This is a genomic window from Cupriavidus phytorum (assembly GCF_003254285.1).
GTDB lineage: Bacteria > Pseudomonadota > Gammaproteobacteria > Burkholderiales > Burkholderiaceae > Cupriavidus > Cupriavidus phytorum.
The window spans coordinates 92,681-112,672 of record NZ_QKZN01000007.1 but is presented as its reverse complement, the minus strand read 5'-3'; the positions used below and the strand labels follow the sequence as shown (position 1 = coordinate 112,672).

At 61.8% G+C, this 19,992-nt stretch carries 14 protein-coding genes; 13 read left to right on the top strand and 1 reads right to left on the bottom strand.

Annotated features, from left to right (window positions below; genetic code table 11):
* Nucleotides 1-3 precede the first annotated feature (3 nt).
* On the bottom strand, nt 4-696 hold the full coding sequence (gene tssJ / locus C7416_RS18755; protein ID WP_111520325.1) for a type VI secretion system lipoprotein TssJ: 693 nt from the start codon (nt 694-696) through the stop codon (nt 4-6).
* Between the two features lie 302 nt (nt 697-998).
* On the opposite strand from tssJ, the gene C7416_RS18750 reads away from it, so the two are divergent.
* The 13 genes from C7416_RS18750 (at nt 999) to C7416_RS18700 (ending at nt 19,935) form a co-directional block, all read left to right on the top strand.
* Entirely contained in the window at nt 999-1,580 is a 582-nt protein-coding gene (locus C7416_RS18750; protein ID WP_111520489.1) for a tetratricopeptide repeat protein, read from the top strand.
* 36 nt (nt 1,581-1,616) lie between these two features.
* Nucleotides 1,617-2,132, top strand: a complete 516-nt coding sequence (tssB, locus tag C7416_RS18745) for a type VI secretion system contractile sheath small subunit (RefSeq protein ID WP_012355842.1) — start codon at nt 1,617-1,619, stop codon at nt 2,130-2,132.
* On the top strand, nt 2,125-3,615 hold the full coding sequence (tssC, locus tag C7416_RS18740) for a type VI secretion system contractile sheath large subunit (protein ID WP_062803262.1): 1,491 nt from the start codon (nt 2,125-2,127) through the stop codon (nt 3,613-3,615). The genes tssB and tssC overlap by 8 nt, the downstream gene beginning before the upstream one ends.
* Before the next feature lie 94 nt (nt 3,616-3,709).
* Nucleotides 3,710-4,213 (top strand): Hcp family type VI secretion system effector, encoded by a 504-nt coding sequence (locus C7416_RS18735; RefSeq protein WP_012355844.1) that lies wholly within the window; start codon nt 3,710-3,712, stop codon nt 4,211-4,213.
* A gap of 60 nt (nt 4,214-4,273) precedes the next feature.
* The gene (gene tssE, locus C7416_RS18730) at nt 4,274-4,747 is read left to right on the top strand and encodes a type VI secretion system baseplate subunit TssE (RefSeq protein WP_012355845.1); all 474 of its coding nucleotides are present in this window, start codon (nt 4,274-4,276) and stop codon (nt 4,745-4,747) included.
* An 89-nt stretch (nt 4,748-4,836) separates the two neighbouring features.
* Nucleotides 4,837-6,684, top strand: a complete 1,848-nt coding sequence (tssF, locus tag C7416_RS18725) for a type VI secretion system baseplate subunit TssF (RefSeq protein WP_111520324.1) — start codon at nt 4,837-4,839, stop codon at nt 6,682-6,684.
* Entirely contained in the window at nt 6,648-7,739 is a 1,092-nt protein-coding gene (gene tssG / locus C7416_RS18720; protein ID WP_111520323.1) for a type VI secretion system baseplate subunit TssG, read from the top strand. The genes tssF and tssG overlap by 37 nt, the downstream gene beginning before the upstream one ends.
* An 80-nt stretch (nt 7,740-7,819) precedes the next feature.
* Entirely contained in the window at nt 7,820-10,549 is a 2,730-nt protein-coding gene (gene tssH, locus C7416_RS18715) for a type VI secretion system ATPase TssH (RefSeq protein WP_111520322.1), read from the top strand.
* A gap of 40 nt (nt 10,550-10,589) precedes the next feature.
* Nucleotides 10,590-13,379, top strand: a complete 2,790-nt coding sequence (locus C7416_RS18710; protein ID WP_111520321.1) for a type VI secretion system Vgr family protein — start codon at nt 10,590-10,592, stop codon at nt 13,377-13,379.
* A gap of 7 nt (nt 13,380-13,386) precedes the next feature.
* On the top strand, nt 13,387-14,316 hold the full coding sequence (locus C7416_RS18705; RefSeq protein ID WP_111520320.1) for a DUF4123 domain-containing protein: 930 nt from the start codon (nt 13,387-13,389) through the stop codon (nt 14,314-14,316).
* Nucleotides 14,317-14,318: 2 nt separating this feature from the next.
* Nucleotides 14,319-17,558 (top strand): toxin VasX, encoded by a 3,240-nt coding sequence (locus tag C7416_RS28985; RefSeq protein WP_146604292.1) that lies wholly within the window; start codon nt 14,319-14,321, stop codon nt 17,556-17,558.
* Between the two features lie 19 nt (nt 17,559-17,577).
* Nucleotides 17,578-18,657, top strand: coding sequence for a hypothetical protein (locus tag C7416_RS28980; RefSeq protein WP_146604291.1), 1,080 nt, complete (start codon nt 17,578-17,580; stop codon nt 18,655-18,657).
* A 207-nt stretch (nt 18,658-18,864) separates the two neighbouring features.
* Nucleotides 18,865-19,935, top strand: a complete 1,071-nt coding sequence (locus C7416_RS18700; protein WP_146604290.1) for a DUF6708 domain-containing protein — start codon at nt 18,865-18,867, stop codon at nt 19,933-19,935.
* Nucleotides 19,936-19,992 lie beyond the last annotated feature (57 nt).

The window sequence follows — 19,992 nt, the reverse complement described above, 5'->3', positions numbered from 1 at the left end:
ACGTCAGGTGCGGCAGCCGGCCGCCGAGACGAGGTTCAGATTGCTGCTGGCCGCGGCGCCCGCCGGCGTGATGGCATCGCCAACGGTCAGTGTCATGGCGCAGGCGTGCAGGCCGATGGTCACGCCGGACTTTTCGCTCCTGGCGCTGTCGAAGGCGAATTTCCAGCGCTGCGGGGCAGGGCTGCGAAACAGTGCCACCACACCGAAGGTGCCTGCCTCGCGCGTGATCTTTTCCACGATTTCATAGCGCTGGCCGGGAATTAGAGTCATCTCTCTAACTTGTACCAGGTCAGCGCCGAGTGTCTTCTGTTCTCGTTGCGGGTCGATGAAGGTATCGAACGGCGCCTGCAGGAAGCTGGTGGGGTCCTTCAGCTTGTAGAGCCGCACCACGATGGCGGCCGGCCGGTTATCGGCTGCTGCATTGAGGTTGTTGCCGGCGTACAGCTTCAGCGGGACTTCGCGCGGCGGCTTCTGTGATTCCGGCAGGTTGGACGGTTTGAGGCCAACTGCTTCCAGCGCGCCGCTGGCCGCCCCCGCCAGCAGCGTGCCGCCAACCGCGCAGCCTGTCAGCGCCGCAACGCAGACAGCCGCAGCCAGCCCCGCCGCCAAGCTCGCCCGCTGGCCTGCGGCGGCGCGGCGCGGGGCGTGCCCGGTTGGCTTGCTGTCCGGCGCCCGACTGAATTCAATTTGTCGCATGACAGAAGTTAGGAATATCTAATTCAGCAGTTGGAGACCTATCCAACAAAATGGTAGAGAACTACCAAAAAGTACTAATGCTGACAATATCCACCGATCTGTTGTCAGCCGTAAGCGGCAGAGTGTACTATTCCGGCCAATTCGGGTTCAACACAGTTCTGACATTATTGGCATTTGGCGCTTTTCCCAGACGGGATCTTGCCAGGGCCGGGCCCGAATCGCCCCGCCGCAATCTTGAACTTTCACAGAGACTCGCCGTGAACGACTACAAGCCCAAGTCAGGAATCCATCGCACCCTGGTGATGCTGGCCAGCACCGCCGTGCTGCTCGCCGGCTGCGCAACCTCCAATCCGGGGCCGCAGAGCGATGAGTCGTTCAAGCAGAGCATGTCCGAGGCCGAAGCGGCGCTGGCCAGCGGACAGCGCGAGCAGGCCATCAACCTGTTCGAGCAGATCGCCAAGAACAACCCGACGCGCGAAGAACCGTGGTCGCGCATGGCGCAAATCGAGTTTGGTGCCGAGCACTACCCGCAGGCGATCGTCGCGGCCGAAGAAGCGCTGCAGCGCGACGCCACCGACCGCAAGGCCAAGAGCGTGCTGGCGGTCAGCGGCCTGCGCGTGGCGCGCCGCTCGCTGCAGGAACTGCGCGCCGACAGCGCCCTGGCTGGCGACGTCCGTTCCGACGCCCAGCTGCTGGCCCAGATGCTGCGCGACACGCTGGGCGAGCAAGTGCTGTTCCCCCGCGACAAGAATGCCGCGCCCGTGGCCAAGCCGGTGCCGCGCCGCCGTGCCGCGCCTGCCAAGCCGACCGCCGCCGCGGCGCAGCCGGCACAACCCGCAGCTTCGGGCGGCGGCAGCGCAGACCCGTTCGGCGCCCTGCGCTGATTCCAAGACCGGATTCCGCCAGATCGGAGAGTAGTGATGGCCAAGAAAGAAAGTGTCCAGAAGCGCCTGCAGAAGGTGCGTCCCCCGCGTGTGCAACTGACGTACGACGTCGAGAAGGGCGATGCCATCGAGCAGAAGGAACTGCCCTTTGTCGTGGGCGTGGTGGCTGACCTGTCGGGCCAGTCGGAAGTGGCGCAGCCCAAGCTGCGCGACCGGAAGTTCGTCAATATCGATCGCGACAACTTCGACGACGTCATGGCCGGCATCGAGCCGCGCGCGGCATTCCAGGTGCCGAACACGCTTTCGGAGGAAGGCGGCAAGTTTGGCGTGGACCTGAAGTTCCATTCCCTCGAAGACTTCAATCCGGAAGCCGTGGTCGAGCAGATCGAGCCGCTGCGCAAGCTGCTCGAAGCCCGCTCCAAGCTGGCCGACCTGCGCAACAAGCTGGCCGGCAACGACAAGCTGGAAGACCTGCTTTCGGAAGTGCTGACCAATACCGAGTCGCTGCAAAAGCTCGGTGCCAATGCCAGGAACGGTGGCGACGATGCTTGATAACCAGTCCGCTGCAGTTGCCCAGCCCGGTGCGGCTGTCGGCACGTTGAACCTGCTCGACGAGATCGTCGAGCAAAGCAAGGTGGCGAAGTCGGATTCCGAGCATGCCCGCGCCAAGGACATCATCGGCGAGCTGGTCAGCCAGGTGCTGGATGGTACCGTGGTGGTGTCCGACAACCTGTCGGCGACGCTGGATGCGCGCGTGGCCGAACTGGATCGCCTGATCTCGGCCCAGCTCAGCGCCGTGATGCATGCGCCGGAGTTCCAGAAGCTGGAGAGCACGTGGCGCGGTCTGTCATACCTGGTCAAGGAAACGCAGACCGGCACGATGATCAAGATCAAGGCCTTGAACGCGACCAAGCGCGACCTCGTGCGTGACTTCAAGACCGCCATCGACTTCGACCAGAGCGCGCTGTTCAAGAAGGTCTACGAAGAAGAGTTCGGCACCTTTGGCGGCGCACCGTTCGGCGCGCTGATCGGCGACTACGAAATCACGCGCCAGCCCGAGGACGTGTATTTCATCGAGCAGATGTCGCACGTGGCCTCGGCCTCGCACGCACCGTTCATCGCATCGGCGTCGCCCGAGCTGCTCGGCCTGGAGACCTTCGCCGATCTCGGCAAGCCGCGCGATCTGGCCAAGGTTTTCGATACCGTCGAATATGCCAAGTGGAAGTCGTTCCGCGAATCCGAGGATTCGCGCTACGTCGGCCTGACCATGCCGCGCTTCCTGGGGCGCCTGCCGTACAACCCGAAGGACGGCACCACGGTCGAGGGCTTCAATTTCGTTGAGGATGTGGACGGCACCGACCATGGCAAATATCTGTGGTGCAACGCCGCCTGGGCCTTCGGCGCGCGTCTGACCGCAGCCTTTGAGGATTTTGGCTGGTGCGCAGCCATCCGCGGCGTCGAAGGCGGCGGCCTGGTCGAGGACCTGCCGACGCATACCTTCAAGACCGATGATGGCGAAATCGCACTCAAGTGCCCGACCGAGATTGCCATCACCGATCGCCGCGAGAAAGAGTTGAGCGACCTCGGCTTCATCCCGCTGGTGCACTGCAAGAACTCGGACTATGCCGCGTTCTTCGCCGCCCAGTCGGTGCAGAAGCCCAAGAAGTACAACACCGACAGCGCCAACGCCAATGCCGTGCTGTCGGCCCAACTGCAGTACATCTTCTCGGTGTCGCGCGTGGCGCATTACCTGAAGGCCATGATGCGCGACAAGATCGGCAGCTTTGCTTCAGCGCAGAACGTGGAGAGCTTCCTGAACCGCTGGATCTCCCAATACGTTCTGCTGGACGACAACGCCAGCCAGGAGCAGAAGGCTCAGTTCCCCCTGCGGGAAGCCTCGATCCAGGTGTCGGAGGTACCCGGCAAGCCGGGCACCTACCGCTCCGTCGCCTTCCTGCGCCCGCATTTCCAGCTTGATGAACTTTCGATCTCGCTGCGGCTGGTTGCGGATTTGCCGAAAGCGGCAAACTCCTGACCGCGATCCCTGCGGGGGAATGCGGGCGCAGTACCTAGCAATGCCAGGCAACTGGCAAGAAGCCTAAATAGCGATTTTCATCGAGGGTCTTTCCATGAAGGATATCTACGTCAAGTTCGGCAGCCCGGCAATCAAGGGCGAATCGCAAGACAAGGACCACAAGGACTGGATCGAGGTCAACACCTGGAAGCACAGCATCACGCAGCCGCGTTCGGCAACCGCGTCCACCGCGGGCGGCCATACCGCCGAGCGTTGCGAGCACGGCGAGATGGTGTTCACCAAGGATCTGGACGTGGTCAGCCCGCTGCTGTACCAGCACGTGTCGGGCGGCACCACGTTCGACGAAGTCACCATCGACTTCCTGCGTGCCGACGGTGAAGGCAAGCGCGTCAAGTACCTGGAAATCAAGCTGAAGAACGCCATCCTTGGCGCAGTGTCGGCCAACGTGGTTGCCGAGGGCATCCCCAGCGACAGCTTCACGCTGAAGTACGCTGCCGTGCAGTGGAAGTACACGCAGCAGAAGATCGGCGGCAACCAGGGCGGCAACTCGCAGGGCGCCTGGAGCCTGACCAAGAACGACAAGACCTACTCGGTCTGACGTTCCTGCAGTCAAGCCTTGCCGCGGCAGCGTTGCCGCGGCATTTGCTTGTTCGCTCCCATGAAAGGCTTTGAGCCCAGCCTGCTCGACAAGCTCTTCGACGACGAGCCGCACGCGCCGCTGCCCAGCGCGCTGCGGCAATTGTCGCTGGAAGAGCTGAAGGCCACGGTTGCCCGCGACATCGAGTCGCTGCTGAACACGCGCATCGTCCATGAGGATGCCGATTTCAACGGCTTGCCGGAATGCCGGCGGTCGCTGCTGACCTATGGGCTGAATGACTTCGCGGGGCTGAGCCTGGCCAGCTTCGATGACCGCCAGTACATCTGCCAGTCGTTGCGCAATGCGATCGAGCGCCATGAGCCGCGCTTGCAGAACGTCAACGTCGCGCTGTCGGTCAACGAGCGGGCCACCAGCGTGCTGTGCTTTGGCATCAGCGCGGTGCTGCTGGTGGGGCCCGCGCGCGAGCCGGTCAGCTTCGATGCCATGCTGCAGCCATCGACGCTGCAGTATTCGGTCACCCGAGGGCGGGGTTGAAGCGCGGCGGCGGGTCAGGTTGGCCGTCGGAGCTACGGACCTCCATCGCTGCGTATCCGCCTTACTAGTGTCACCACCGGCCATACAGAATGGAAGACTTGCTGCCATATTACGAACGCGAACTGGCCTTCCTGCGCCGGTATTCGCGCGACTTTGCCGAGCGCTATCCCAAGATTGCGGCGCGCCTGGCAATGTCGGCCGATGGCTGCGACGACCCCCACGTCGAGCGGATGATCGAATCGTTCGCCTTCCTGTCCGCCCGCATCAGCAAGAAGCTCGACGACGAGTACCCCGAATTCACCGAAGCGCTGCTGGAGGTACTGTATCCGCACTACCTGAGCCCGTTTCCGTCCTGCTCGATTGCGCATTTCGACGTGGCCGGCATGGCGGCGCAGTTGAGCGCGCCGGTCACGGTGCCGCGCGGCACGTTGCTGACTACGCGCCCGGTGCGCAAGGTGGAGTGCCGTTTCCGCACGGCCTATGATGTGACCTTCTTGCCATTGCGGGTCGCTGCCGCTGGTTTTGAGCGGGCGGTGTCGGCGCCGTCGACGGTGACCTTGCCGAAGGGCGCCACGGGCGCCATCTCGATCGAACTGGAGTACCTCGGCGAGCAGGGCGGCTTCGATGCACTGGGCCGCCACGCGGTGCGCGTCTACCTGGATGGCGAACCGTCGTTCGTTGCGGCCCTGGGCGACGCGCTATTCCTGCACGTGGCCGCGGCATATGTGGAAGAGCGCCCCGGCGTGTGGAAGCGCCTGCAGCGGGTGCCGCTGCGCGAAGTGGGATTCGGTGCGGACGAGGCGCTGATCGACACCCCCGCGCGCTCGCATCCGGCATACCGCCTGCTGAGCGAGCATTTCGGCTTTGCCGAGAAATTCAACTTCTTCGATCTCGACCTGGACCCGGTTCAGCGGGCGCTGTTGCCCGGCGGCGCTGTGCGCCGCGTGACCCTGCACCTGGTACTGACCGAGGTGCGCAGCGACAGCAACACCGCGCGTCTGCTCGAAGGGCTTGGCGCGGCTCACCTGCGCCTGCACTGCACGCCGGTGGTCAACCTGTTCCGGCAAAAGGCCGACCCGATCCGCATCGAGCATACCGCCACTGCTTATCCGGTGGTGGCCGACAGCCGCCGCGCACACGGTTTCGAGATTTATTCGATCGACCAGGTGCAACTGGTGCGCGAAACCGCAGCCAGTCACGACGTGGTGGAGTTCCGGCCGTTCTACTCGCTGCACCACGGCGAAGATCCGGGCAGCGCCGGCCACTACTGGATCGCCCGCCGCAATGCCCTGGTAGCGGAACGCAGCCCGGGCTTCGAGACCGAAATCTCCATCGTCGATTCGGACTTCGATCCCGCCAGCCCGCGCACGGAAACGCTGAGCCTGAGCGTGACCTGCACCAACCGCGACCTGCCCGCGCTGCTGGCGTTCGGGCAGCCCGATGGCGACCTGAGCATGGAGGGCAGCTCGATCGCTCGCCGCATAAGCTTCCTGCGCAAGCCAACGCCGTCGATGCGGCTGAGCAGCGGGCGCTCGTCGCAGTGGCGGCTGGTTTCGCTGCTGGCGCTGAATCACCTGTCCCTGGTGCAGAACGGCCTGGCCACGCTCAAGGAGATGCTGCGCCTGCATGACCTGCCGCGCAGCGCGATCTCGGCGCGGCAGATCGAAGGCATCGTCGGCCTCGACTACAAGCCGACGACGCAGTGGCTGGCCGGCAAGCCGTTCGCCACCTTTGTGCGCGGGCTCGAGATCCAGCTGACGCTGGACGAGGATGCCTTCGTCGGCACGGGACTGCATCGCTTTATCCGGGTCATGGATCATTTCTTTGGCCTGTATGTCCACCTGAACAGCTTTGTGCAGCTGGTCGCGGTATCGCGCCGCGGCGGCAAGGAACTGGCAAGATGCGCACCCCGCAGCGGCGAATCGATCCTGGTGTAATCCGCACGCTGCTGCGGCAACCCTACCGCTACGAGTTCTTCCAGGCGGTGCGGTTGCTCGAGCTCCACTATGCGCGCGAAGGTGCTGGCACACCGGAGCAGGTGCTGGCCACGCGCGTCGCCTTCCGCAACACCCTGTCGCTGTCGTTCCCGCCGAGCGAGCTGCAGTCCATCGAGGCCGCCACGGCGCTGAATGGGGAACTGGATAGCGATGCGGCCTTTGCGCAGGCCCTGGCCGCTGGTGCGCTGGACCAGGTGTCGATCACTCCCACCTTCTTCGGGATGCTGGGCGCGCAGGGCGCGCTGCCGCTGCACTACACCGAGATCGTGGCGGAGCGCGAAACCCTGCGCCGCGACCGCGCCGCACGCGCCTTCTTCGATATCTTTTCCAATCGCGCGACGGCGCTGTTCTACCAGGCGTGGAAAAAGTACCGGCTGCCGTTCCAGCACGAAGTCGACCGCACCCGGCACTACCTGCCACTGCTGCTGTCGCTGGCCGGCATGGCCGACAAGTCCATGCGGCGCAGCCTGTCAGCCACGGCAGGGGTCGTGCATGACGAAGCGCTGGCCGGGTATGCCACCGCCGCGCGCCACCGGCCGGTATCGGCCGCCTATTTGCAGCAGGTGCTGTCCGACTACTTCCAGGCTGAAGTACGCGTGGAGCAGTTCGTCGGCGGCTGGTACCACGTGCCGCCGTCACAGTATTCGCGGCTTGGCGGCACCAACAACCTGTTGGGTGCCACCGCCCTTGCCGGGGCCCGCGTCTGGCAGCGCGACCTGCGCGTGCGGATCTGGATGGGGCCGCTGGGCCGCGAACAGTATCGCAACTTCCTGCCGGGTGCCGAAGGCGCCCTGGCCTTGCGCAAGATGGTGACGGTGCTGTGCGGTGCGACGCTGGAGTACGAAGTCGGCTTGATCTTGCGCGCCAGCGACGTATCCGGCTGCGCGCTCGGCGCCGAAGGTAGCGGCAGGCTTGGCTGGGGTACTTTCCTCAGCACCAGGCCCGCGCGCCAGGACCGCAGCGATGCGCGCTACACGCTTGCGCCCGTGCATTGAGTACAGCTTTGCTTTCGTCCCGATTTCGCCACTAACGCGCGCCACCAACGCGATTCACACCTACCGGAGCCCAAGCCGCCATGGCCATTCCCCTCAAGACGTTGATCGCCAAACTGAATGCAAGCTGCCGGCAGGCCGCGGAGCGCGCCGCGTCGCTGTGCATGGCGCGCGGCAACTATGAGGTCGACCTGGAGCACCTGTTCCTGGCGTTGCTGGAAAACGCGCGCAGCGATTTCTCGGTGGCCGTGCGTGCCAGCGGCATCGATCCCTCGGCGCTGCAGCGCGACCTGGAAGCGGAAATCGCGCGCTTCAAGGACGGCAACACGCGCACGCCGGCTTTCTCGCCTTATCTGCCGAAGCTGTTCGAACATGCGTGGCTGATTGCGTCGCTCGACTCCCAGACCACCCGCATCCGATCCGGCCACCTGCTGCTGGCCCTGCTGACGGAGCCGGCGCTGGCGCCGCTGGCGGTACGCGGCTCGCATCGCTTTGCGGAGTTTGATGCGGATCGCCTCAAGCATGATTTCGACAAGCTGACCGCCGGTTCCGAAGAGCGGGAGCAGGCGGTGGACATGGCCGAGGGCAGCGGGATCACGGCAAGCGCCAGCGATGCCACGGCGGCGCCGGCGTTGACCGCGACGCCGGCGCTCGACCAGTTCACCGTCGACCTGACCCAGTCCGCCCGCGATGGCCGTATCGACCCGGTGATCGGGCGCGATGCCGAAATCCGCCAGGTCATCGACATCCTGATGCGGCGCCGGCAGAACAACCCGATCCTGACCGGCGAGGCCGGCGTCGGCAAGACCGCGGTGGTCGAAGGCCTTGCGCAGCGTATTGCGGTGGGCGACGTGCCGCCGCCGCTGCAGGGCGTGACCGTGCGTACGCTCGACATGGGGCTGCTGCAGGCCGGTGCCAGCGTAAAAGGCGAATTCGAGAATCGCCTGAAGAACGTCATCGAGGAAGTCCGCAAGAGCCCGCAGCCCATCATCCTGTTTATCGACGAGGCCCATACCATCATCGGCGCGGGCGGCCAGGCCGGGCAGAACGATGCCGCCAACCTGCTCAAGCCGGCGCTGGCGCGCGGCGAGCTGCGGACCATCGCCGCGACCACCTGGAGCGAGTACAAGAAGTACTTCGAGAAGGACGCCGCCCTGGCGCGGCGCTTCCAGGTGGTCAAGGTCGACGAGCCTAGCGAGACGCTGGCCGCAGCGATGCTGCGCGGCATGGTACCGCTGATGGAGCGCCATTTCGGCGTGCGCGTGCTGGACGAAGCCATCACCGAGGCGGTGCGCCTGTCGCATCGCTACATCAGCGGCCGCCAGCTGCCGGACAAGGCGGTCAGCGTGCTCGATACCGCTTGCGCCAAGGTGGCGCTGGGGCAGAACGCCACGCCAGGCGCGATCGAGGACGATCGCAAGGCGCTTGAGCGCCTGGCCGTGGAACTGGCCGCGCTGCAGCGCGAGCAGCGCGTCGGCGCCGCGCACGCGGAGCGTCTGGCCACGCTGGAAGCACAGCGTACCGAACTGGAGCAACGCGTGGCCGCCGCCGATGCGCGCCTGGCGCAGGAGCGCGAACTGGTGGCGCGCATCCAGGCACTGCGTGCGGCACGAGAGCACGGCAACGATGCGGAGACGGAAGCAGCCGCCCCGGCCATGGCCGCCAACAGCGATGTGGTGGCAATGCCGCGCAAGGGCAGCCGCAAGGCAGCCGCTGTGGCTGCGGAGCCCGACGAACTCGACCAGCTGCTGGCGGAGCTTCGTGCGCTCCAGGGTGAAGCACCGATGGTGCCGTTGCAGGTAGACGGCCACGTGGTGTCCGAGATCGTATCGGCATGGACAGGTATTCCGCTCGGCCGCATGGTCAAGGATGAGCTGCGCACGGTGCTGAACCTGAAGCCCTTGCTGGCCGCGCGCGTGATCGGCCAGGACCATGCGCTGGATGCAATCGCCCAGCGCGTGCGCACCGCCACCGCGAACCTGGAAGATCCCAACAAGCCGCGCGGCGTGTTCCTGTTCGCAGGCCCGTCCGGCGTCGGCAAGACCGAAACCGCGCTGGCGCTGGCAGACATCCTCTACGGTGGCGAACGCAAGCTCATCACCATCAACATGAGCGAGTACCAGGAAGCGCACAGCGTGTCGGGGCTGAAGGGATCGCCGCCAGGCTATGTCGGTTATGGCGAGGGCGGCGTGCTGACCGAGGCCGTGCGCCGCAACCCTTACAGCGTGGTGCTGCTGGACGAGATCGAGAAGGCCCACCCGGATGTGCTGGAGATGTTCTTCCAGGTGTTCGACAAGGGCGAGATGGACGATGCCGAAGGGCGGCCCATCGACTTCCGCAACACCATCATCATCCTGACGTCGAATGTCGGCTCGTCGGCGATCATGCAGGCCTGCCTGAACAAGCCGGCAGAGGAATTACCTGACGCGGACGCCCTGGCCGAGATGCTGCGACCGACACTGTACAAGGCCTTCAAGCCGGCCTTCCTGGGGCGTACCAAGGTAGTGCCGTACTACCCGATTCCGGACGACGTGCTGGTGGAAATCATCACGCTCAAGCTGGGCCGCATCCGCGACCGTGTGGCCGCCAACCACCAGGCGGAATTCCAGTGGGACAACGCGCTGGTCGAGGCGGTGCTGGCGCGCTGCACCGAAGTCGATGCCGGTGCGCGTGCGGTCGACCATATCCTCAACGGGACGCTGCTTCCGGAGATCGCGCAAACCGTGCTGGTGCGCATGGCAGAGGGCGGTGGCGTCGACAAGATCAAGGTCACCACGGGCAAGAACGGTGAGTTCAAGTACCGCATCAGCTGATATCGGCATGCGCAGACTCGTGACATCGCGGGAGTAATTCATGGTTTCAGCGACCGACCTGGCCAAACTGCTTGGCGCCGCTTTCTCGCAGGCCAACCGCTTGCTGCGCCTGCAGACGCCCCTTGGGCAAGACGCGCTGATGCCGGAGCAGCTGCAGGCGGCAGAGCAGTTGGACGGCGGCGGGTTCCGCATCGAACTGACGGCGGTGTCGGATAACGCCGGCATCGAGGCGCAAAGCCTGCTGGGCCAGGCCGTGCGCATCGACCTGCTGACCCAGCGCAGCCGCACCATGCTGCGGCCATTCCATGGCCACGTCACGCGCTTTGAGCGGGTGGGTGCCAACGGCGGGCTGGCGCGCTACCGGATGGTGGTGGAACCCTGGCTGGCCTTCCTGCGCCACCGCCGCGACAGCTTCCTGTTCCAGGACATGTCGGTGGTCGACGTGGTGGACAGCGTGTTCGGCGACTACAACGGCCAGGGCAAGCTGGTGCCGGCGTGGCGCTGGGCGCTGCGCGACGCCTCGGCCTATCCGCGCCGCAGCATCGTCACGCAGTACGAAGAGAGCGACTTCGACTTCGTGACGCGCCTGCTCGCCGAAGAAGGCTTGTTCTATTACTTCGAACATGAAGCCGGCGACGGCGAGGCGCTCGGCACGCACCGCATGGTGATCGCCGATGCCAACGATGTCTTCCAGGACAACGAACAGGCCAGCATCCGCTTCGGCCGCGCCGATGCCACCGCTGCCGAAGACGTGATCGACCGCTGGCAAGGCGCGCGCAGGCTGCAGACCAATGCCGTCGCCGTGGCCAGCTGGGACTATCGCGCCAAGGCGGTGCGCAGCGCCGAAGCCGGTGCGCCGGCCGAGGGCAATTCCGCTGCCCCGGCCCTGCAGGACACCGACTATCCCGGCCAATACTGGTTCGAAGACGGCGACCAGGCGCAGCGCCATGCACGGCAACTGGTGGAGGCGCTGGAAGTCCGGCGCCTGTCGTTCTCTGGCGAGGGCAGCGTGCGCACGCTGGCGCCCGCCAGCCGCTTCGTGCTGACCGGCCATTATGACTACGAGCGCGTGCACGGAGACGACGAGCGCCGCTTTGTCGTCCTGGCGGTGGCGCACGCGGCCCGCAACAACCTGAACGAGCGCTTCCGCGGCGTCATCGATCAATTGCTCGGGACCGGGCAGCCGACTGAGGCGCCAGCCGAAGATACTTCGGCCGCCGGGGACGTGCCGTTCTACCGCAATCAATTTACGGTAGTGCCGGCACAGATCCCATACCGCCCGCAGCAGCTTGACGGACAAGGCCGGCAACTACACCCGCGGCCCACCGTCACCGGCGCACAGACCGCCATCGTCATCGGCACCGACGGTCCCGTGCATACCGAACGCGACCATCGGGTAAAGGTCCAGTTCCACTGGCAACGCGGCGCCCGCTCGGCCAGCCGGCTGGCTCATCCCGCGGGCGACGACAACGCCCGCGCCGAAGCCGGTTTGGGCACCTGGGTGCGCGTAGCGACCCCCGTTGCCGGCGCCAACTGGGGCGGCGTGGCACTGCCGCGCGTCGGCCAGGAAGTGGTGGTGGAATTCCAGCACGGCGACATCGACCGCCCGGTCGTGATCGGCGCCGCCTACAACGGCCGCGGCCAGGCCAGCGCCCAGTACAACCAGAACCAGACCGGCGCTGCCAACGCCACCGGCAATGCACCGGCGTGGTTCGCCGGCAGCAACGAGGCCGCCGATGGCAAGCAAGACGGCAACGGCAAGCCCGACGGCCAGCAAGGCCACGCTCACAATGCGGTCCTGTCCGGCATCAAAACCCAGGCGCTTGGCCACAGCCAGGACGGTACCGGCGGCTACAACCAACTGGTCTTCGACGATACCTCGGGACAAAGCCGCACCCTGCTATCCACCACACAAGCGGCTTCGGCCCTGACGCTGGGCCATCACCTTGAACAACGCGACAACGCCCGCCAGGCAGCACTCGGTCACGGCGCCGCGCTGGAAACCGCAGACAGCGGCGCCTTGCGAGGCGGCGCGGGCATGCTGCTGACCGCGCACGGCGCCGGCACCAATGTGCCCTTGCTCGACAGCGAGGGCGCTGCAGCGCAGGTGGAAGCCAGCACCGAACTGCTGACCTCGCTGGCCGATGTCGCGCGCAAGCAGAAGGCGGACTTGCCGGACGAACCGGCTCCAGCCGAACTCCCGGCCATCGCCCAGTTGAAGCACACCACCGAAGTGCTGCGCCATACGGAAACAGGAACCGATGGCAAGGCCAGCGCCACTGCCTATAACGAGCCCCACCTGCAGGTGTCAGCACCCAAGGGCATCGCCGCAACCACGCCCGCCGATGCGGTGCTGGTCGCGGGTACGCAGCTGACAGTGGCGGCGCAGAAGGATGCCAATGTGGCGGCGGGTGGGAATCTGTCGGTGGCGGTGGCTGATGGGCTCAGCTTGTTTACGCATGGCAAGGCTGGGGGTGAGTCCGCGGCGGGGATTGCCATGCATGCGGCGAGCGGGAAGGTGAGTGTTACCAGCTTGCAGGGACACGGACGCATCGCCGCTGAAAAGCTGGTGACCGTGTCCTCGTCTCAGGGGGCGGTCAATGTGCAAGCGAAGGAGCATGTGCTGTTGAATGCGGCCGGGGCGCAGATCCGGGTGCTTGGCAACACGATTGAGGTGCATGCGCCGGGGATGACTACGTTTAAGGGGGCGCAGCACTTGTTTGTGGGGCCGGGGGGTAGTGGAGCGGAGATGGAGCTCCCAACAGGCAACTATAAGGGCTGCGCCGCGGCGTTGGGTGGTGCTACCCAGGGAGGGGCCGCGTTTGCTTGAGTCAGTAATGGATAAAGACGCGCTTCAATTGCGGCTGCGAGATGCACTGTTCGCTGACCTCGAACAAATGGAAGGGGTAAAACTCTATGTTCTGGTCGACACTGCTCTGCACGATCCTCTGGACCTGGAGCCTGCGCGCTCAAAAGCCGTAACCTTGCCGATCTCGTACGCGGGACTACCTACTGACCGTCGCCCTTACATAGCGCCGCTTGGCGATATTGGTCGCGATCTTTCGTTGGACAAAAGTCTTGGTGTTGCCATCGAGCAAGCACTCCGCGAGGAAGACCAGCGCGAATTCGGTAGGTCGGTGTGCGGCTGGGTGGCCAGTCATGCCCCCCCTGAGATACTGGCGAAGCGGTTGGCGGAACGCTCAATAATGACTGTCGCTTACCAACGTAGGCTTTTCCGTTATTGGGATCCGCGTGTCCTGGATTTGCTATCTTGGATTTTAACTTCGAATCAACGCGAAGACTTCTTTTCTTGCGTGTCAGGATGGTGGTGGCTGGGGCGAGATATGAAATTAGAAAGCGTGATTTCGGTCGAGTCGGATTCTAGGTGGTCAAGTCAAGTTGCCTTGGATAACGAACAATTGCCGCTGCTGACGCTTGCCGAATCCACCAACCGTACCCTGGATGTATTGCAGGACATGAATCATGTTCCGTGTACGCCAAGATTGCAGCAATGTGTCGCTAAGGCTGTGACGAAGGCGTTAGAAACGTGGGGCCTCGATACGCAGGAAGAGCAGATTCGCTATGCACTGTTTGCCGTCTTGATTGGCCTGGAATTTGATGAGCATCCGCTGGTACGCGAGGCTATGTTGAATGCCAGGAGGGAAAGTAAATCACCTTTATGCGGTCTTGATGCCTTCACTGATAGTTGGTGGACTTCCTTGAAAATGGAATTGAAAGGCGCCCAGTTGGTGCGGGACGGAGAATGAGCATGTCGGATACGGGAATTGCAGTTGCGGTGCAAAAAGCTTCAACAAATAGCCGCGCTAGTGGTAGAGGACGATGTCCGGATTGCGTAAAAGAAGGTCTTGCCGTGTTGCCTACTCTGGTCGGTGTTCTGCCAAAGGCGGTCAAGTCTGATCCGTTTCCTGTGCTCAGAACCCAAGCGGGCACTGAAATTGACATGTTAGCGAACGCGGTAAGTGCAGGGGAACTTGCCGAAAGCTGGAGCTACTTGCGGGCAGTGTTGGCAGGATACCTCTATGTATTGAAGCCAGACAAAACATGGGACGCATATCTCATCGATTCTTCTGGGCTATTGCGATCGATGCCTGCTACGGCGTTGCCGGGGAACCCTCGTGAACGAGAGCCGTTGGATGCGCCAACCGCTTGCAAGCGCGATGAGCATAACCCTGTTGCACTGCAGGTATTGGTTCTAAATCCCCAAACCACGCCGAAGGTATGGATAGCATATAGCCGTTACCGGTGGGCTGATGATGTGCTGAAGAGCTACGCTGAAAATAAGGCAGGGTCTCGCGATCGCCGGATGATGGAAATTGACGTGGTCGCGATGGCTGCCGGCAACGTCGGCAAAGGGCGGGCCGTTCCAAGCGCCTTGAGTATGCGGCCTGACGTTGGAAATTACGTGGCGGACTACGCCTCTCCTGCTGCCATTAGCAAGCTCAATGAAGCGCTGTTGGAGCCGCTTCATTCACGTAGCGCAGATGCGCAGCACGCCACGACTACCGGCGGAATTCCCTGGTATCTGCCAAATGCCAAGCCAGTTTCGCCAGTGTTAACCTCGTCAGCTAATTCGGGGAACAAGGGCTCTGAACTCGCGCGTCAGATGGCAGCCATGTCGCAGAAGACGCCAGGTAAGACGGGTGTGATTTTAGCGCTGCCGGATCCAGTGGGGGTGACTAGCCAGCTCAATTGGTACAGAAGTCGCTTAACAGCTGAGTTGGCCGCCATGAATGGCGTAGGGAACGAAGAGATTGCGAGGAAGCGGATTATCGCGGAAGTCATTGCCGGAATTGTGCAGAGCGCCAAAGAGGATCCTGGGTGGTTCAACAGCTACGGTCCGGACCGGTATCTGAAGCACATTAACCAACCAGCGTGGGAAGCAGCAAAGCGTGAAGCAGACGCAATCAAAGCACTCAATGCGCGGATCGAGCGAGCGAGTAATGATTATGTGAAATGGAAAGAGTCGCAGCAATGGGCTCAGATTCAACGCGAGGACTTTTCGAGCTCTAGCGCAGTAAGTGCCCATGACTTAGAGCAGATGGTGGCTCTATGCGTTTGCGGGTCCGGGTTGACGAAAGCTGAGCACGAGAAGATCTGGGAGCCGGTACTGAGAGGGACGAAAAGTCCGGAGGACAATTGGTTCGAGCGGGCACTTTCTGGTCTGCACACGGACTTCCAACAGTATCTGACGGATCAGAAGAAAGAAGACAAGGTCTATGATTCCGTCAAAGGCGCAACCGCACTGGCCAAAGACTGGTCATTTGACGGCATAAAGAAGGCCAACGAGTTTCGCGCGGCGATCCGCGCGAAGCGCGCGGCCAACGATGCGACAGCAGCTTTGATTGAGACGGTTGCCGGGCGCATGGGACGACTCCTGAGGAGTGATCCTCAGGCTTATCAAAGATTGATGCGGCGAGTGGCGATGACGCTGGTCGTTCGCGCCGATGTTGTTCCCCAACCCGTTTTGGTGAAGGGAACGTTCGAAAAGATGGCGCAGATGATCATGGCTGTTGGCAGCGGCGAGGCGAGGCTTGCGGCGCAGGCTCCGATTCGAACCGCATCGAGGAATGGCCGAGGCCCGTATTTGTCCACAAAAGGAAATCTGGGGCAGCGGGGTTGGGCGTTGTCCGAGGCGGTCGACGGCGCCGTTCTTTTCGACCCCCCAGGATCTGGGGCAACTGGGGTTACTGCGGCATGGGTGGTACAGCGCGTCCAGGCGGGGGACGGAAAACTAAGCCCAGAGATGATGCGTAAATTTGGACTCAGGGAGGTCGACCTTTCCGCTGCCCGTGTTGCTGGTTCTCAAGTCGCGCCATCGAACCCTTGGCTGGAGAACGCCTTGGCGCTTCGCAGCTCAGGGGTTGACGCGGTGCTTTCCGCTGGTGTGATTTTCTTCCAGGCAAATGCCTTTAACAACGCACTGGGGGATTGGGGCAAAGCGCAGGATGGCCTGGGGAAAACTGAAGCAGGCGTCGGCATGGTTACAGCGGTCTTCTCTTCCATTGGTGCTGGACTTGAGGTTTCAGCTGCAATAGCGATTTTGCGCGGAACGGCGAAGGACAGACTCGCTCGACGAATGATCATTGCTTCACGGTTTGGAGCTGTTGCAGGCATTATTGAAGGCGTTTTCCTGCTCTTCAAGGGAGGCAATAAAATCCACAAAAAAGACTATGACTCCGGCCTTTGGACAATAGGATCCGGTGTATTCGTTGCTGCGGCTGGCTTTGCTGGCGTAGCCGCGGCGACTGCATCAGCCACTGGCGGCACCGTTGCGATACTTGGTCTGAGCTTAGGTCCAGTCGGATGGGCGCTTCTTACGATTGCCCTCATCGGGGCATCCCTGTATTTCGCTTGGCAGGCATTTGCGACCGACGACGAAAATTTCTTACCTGTTGAGTATTGGCTAGATAATGGAGTTTTTGGAAGCGGAAAGCTCCGATCGTTGGGCAACAAGAACGCGTGCTACGACGGGACCCGTAAAGGGGTCTTTCCTTTTTCAGGAGTGGACGAAGAGCTCTTAGTCCTGAACCGTATGATGCTGGTTGCTCAGGCCAAACTGTCAGTCGCGTCAGACTCCAATGCCGTAGGGGTCGTAGCTAGCTATGAGGTGGCACTCCCCCGTTATGCCCGGGGTACCCGTCTGCAAATATCGTTCACTGCCATCGGCGAGCAAGGCAAGCGTACCGCGATAGGCGGTCTTCTATGCGAAGACGGAAGGCAGGAACCCACCAGTTCTATTTTGAGTGAGGGATTGACTGGTATGCGCCAGGGTCCTGTGCTTAAGATTGACACAAAAACCGGGGTTATGAGGTTGACGGGGATGTTTGCTACGATGCAAGAAGGTTTTTTGACAAAGGTAATAGATCGAATTTCTGGTCGAAACGGTCAGGTGTATGCGAAAGGATTTGAGCTAAAGCTCGACTATTGGCCGGATCGCGAGAATATGAAAACCCTTCAGACGAGCTTGGTTCTCGTGAGACCAGAATAGTTACAAAGGAAATTGGAGTATGAAAGGAACAAAGACCTTTGTTAAGGCTCAACTAATAGGTTTGAAGTCACTGCCTCTCGAAAGCGGAGCCTGGGGGATGCTATTACCGCGTGGTAAGGATGCGGCTACACATGAACCAGATGCCAGGGACCAGGTCCAGGAAATCAACCCGGCCTTCATGACGTTCATTGACAGCGAAATGAATGTCGATCCCGGGATGTGGCTGGTGATGGGGATATTTGTTTCGAGCTGTATGTTAGTAGGTAGTGTACTTCTTGGACCCAGGTTGGTTACTTCCGGCGCGCCGCTTGGCGTACTTGCTGTGGTATTCGGGGTATACATGATGACCATTCTTGGGCCGGCAGTTGGCGTATATAGGCTTGTGAATAGGCCGGTGCGGCCGCCGGTCATTTTGAGCCGGAAAAGCCGACAGATTTATGTATGGCGAGGTATGAAGCTGGGCTGGCGCGCGCTCAATTATGATGATGTGCACCCTTTCATCTTTCGTGCACAGATGATTTCCACCGCTGGCGCAGCCACTATTTATACGGTGCAGGCAGCGGTTATTGACGCCAACCGGACCATTGTGGAGTCAGTAGTAGTGGCGCCGCCGTCGAGGTCTCCGTCGGCCTGCGGAATGAATTGGGAGTTCATTCGTCGGTATATGGATGGCACTCCGGACCAAGTTCCACCAGTGTTGTCGCAGCCGCCTGTGAATGATAAGCGCGCAATCTTTGCAAGAATGGACCAAATAGGATTTAGCGGATTGGTGCGTCGTGATTTTCGCTTGGAGCCAAGTATTTTTGCTTGGTGTTATTATTATTTTTACGGTTTCGTCGGCTACTGGTGGTTTCGAGCCGCTGCTTGGCTGCAATGCCGCGGACGCTATCCGGAATATTCTAAATCGATGGCGCAGGCGATGACGTTCGACGGGCTTAATCCGTACCGGAAGGAGCCCTTGTCGCCTACTGAGCAAGCTGCGTTTGAAGGGAGATTGCCAAGATTAAAGATTCGATGGGCTATCCTTGGTGCGTTATCCACGCTACTTTGGGGTGGCGCATGGCTGTCGTTGGTACTCGGTCTTGCAATTTCTTTGTGAGAGAAATCTCCTCAACGCGATCGTCTAGTCATATTGACAAAAATAACAAAAATGATTGTGCGATCCCGGTCGCCGGCTTAGGTTGTTGCAGTGGTCACGGCGCTAGACCATCTGCCACCCCTGCCCGCGACGACAAGCTGGCTTAGCAAGCTCAGCCCAAGTTCATGGAGGACGGGACGGTCGTGATGGGTTGTGGTAAGGATCTATATGAAAGAGGGACAGTACGCCGGGTGGTTGACGCGATACAAGCTAAACCGCCCACTACATTCCTATGAAGAGGACGAACACTTAGCCCCGAGGCTTCCGGTCAATGAGCTTCCGCCGAACGATCATGGTGTTCTCAGGGTCAACTCGACCTTCGTCGAGTATATGGACCGCTTCTTTCTGGAGCGAGGTTGGGCTGCCATGGGCGGAGCACCATTTGTCGCAATGGGACTTACGTTCGCGTGGCTTATCGCTTCGACAATGTACACCCCCCAGGACGATGGCATGCCGCGCGATCCGTCGTTCATTACTGCAGATTGGATATTTTTTGTCGTGTGGCTGTTGTTCGCGCTATGCGTTATAAAATTCATCTGGCTCAAAGACTTCTTTCGCTACACCCACTACCCGATTCGCTTCAATCGCAAGAACGGGACCATCTACGTTTTCCGTCACAACGGTCCAGGAGGCGTACTGACAGTACCTTGGGACAAAGCCCATTTTTTCATCGGGCGCTCCAGCCCCGCGATGGGTGGGCAGAGCATCTTCACTTTTGACTTGCGCTGCAATGTCTTGGATGAACAGCGGATGGTGCGCGATACCTTCGCCGTTGGCATGGATGGCAGCAGCAGCCGCGGGGCAGTACTTGAGCATTGGGAGATGGTGCGCCGTTACATGGAAGAGGGCCCGCAGAGCCTGCCGTTTCCACCGCTGGCGCTGACGGTTTCGACGGAAACCACGTTGCGAAATATGGTGATCACCCAGGTCAGCGGGCAGTTTTCAGGGTTCTTAAGCATCCTGATGCTGCCCATCACATTGCCTTGGGCCCTGTTTCGTTACCTAGCGATGAAAACCTGTAAGCGACCCATCTGGCCGGCGGATATTGAGGCGGCCTGCGCAATCGACCCGAATGATCCCTTTATCCTTGATGAGCCGCGCTACGCGGGCGATGCCAAGACCGGCGGTGCTGCGGGTGACGAACAGTTTCTGGCCTACCGCGAGCGTGCGCTGAAGATGGCCCTGGAGTACGATGCCGAGCGTAGAAATCGTCTCGGTCCGGATGGCACAGCTGCTTAAAGTAAATTCGCGTTCTGAATTGTACTGTTGGACTCTAGCGATCTGGGCGTTGGTCGA

What these genes read in the sequence shown, in the direction of transcription:
- tssB (WP_012355842.1), top strand. Translation starts at nt 1,617, where the DNA reads ATGGCCAAGAAAGAAAGTGTCCAGAAGCGCCTGCAGAAGGTGCGTCCC.
- tssJ (WP_111520325.1), bottom strand. Translation starts at nt 696, where the DNA reads ATGCGACAAATTGAATTCAGTCGGGCGCCGGACAGCAAGCCAACCGGG.
- tssH (WP_111520322.1), top strand. Translation starts at nt 7,820, where the DNA reads ATGGCCATTCCCCTCAAGACGTTGATCGCCAAACTGAATGCAAGCTGC.
- tssE (WP_012355845.1), top strand. Translation starts at nt 4,274, where the DNA reads ATGAAAGGCTTTGAGCCCAGCCTGCTCGACAAGCTCTTCGACGACGAG.
- tssF (WP_111520324.1), top strand. Translation starts at nt 4,837, where the DNA reads ATGGAAGACTTGCTGCCATATTACGAACGCGAACTGGCCTTCCTGCGC.
- C7416_RS28985 (WP_146604292.1), top strand. Translation starts at nt 14,319, where the DNA reads ATGTCGGATACGGGAATTGCAGTTGCGGTGCAAAAAGCTTCAACAAAT.
- C7416_RS18735 (WP_012355844.1), top strand. Translation starts at nt 3,710, where the DNA reads ATGAAGGATATCTACGTCAAGTTCGGCAGCCCGGCAATCAAGGGCGAA.
- C7416_RS18700 (WP_146604290.1), top strand. Translation starts at nt 18,865, where the DNA reads ATGAAAGAGGGACAGTACGCCGGGTGGTTGACGCGATACAAGCTAAAC.
- tssG (WP_111520323.1), top strand. Translation starts at nt 6,648, where the DNA reads ATGCGCACCCCGCAGCGGCGAATCGATCCTGGTGTAATCCGCACGCTG.
- C7416_RS18710 (WP_111520321.1), top strand. Translation starts at nt 10,590, where the DNA reads ATGGTTTCAGCGACCGACCTGGCCAAACTGCTTGGCGCCGCTTTCTCG.
- C7416_RS28980 (WP_146604291.1), top strand. Translation starts at nt 17,578, where the DNA reads ATGAAAGGAACAAAGACCTTTGTTAAGGCTCAACTAATAGGTTTGAAG.
- C7416_RS18750 (WP_111520489.1), top strand. Translation starts at nt 999, where the DNA reads ATGCTGGCCAGCACCGCCGTGCTGCTCGCCGGCTGCGCAACCTCCAAT.
- tssC (WP_062803262.1), top strand. Translation starts at nt 2,125, where the DNA reads ATGCTTGATAACCAGTCCGCTGCAGTTGCCCAGCCCGGTGCGGCTGTC.
- C7416_RS18705 (WP_111520320.1), top strand. Translation starts at nt 13,387, where the DNA reads ATGGATAAAGACGCGCTTCAATTGCGGCTGCGAGATGCACTGTTCGCT.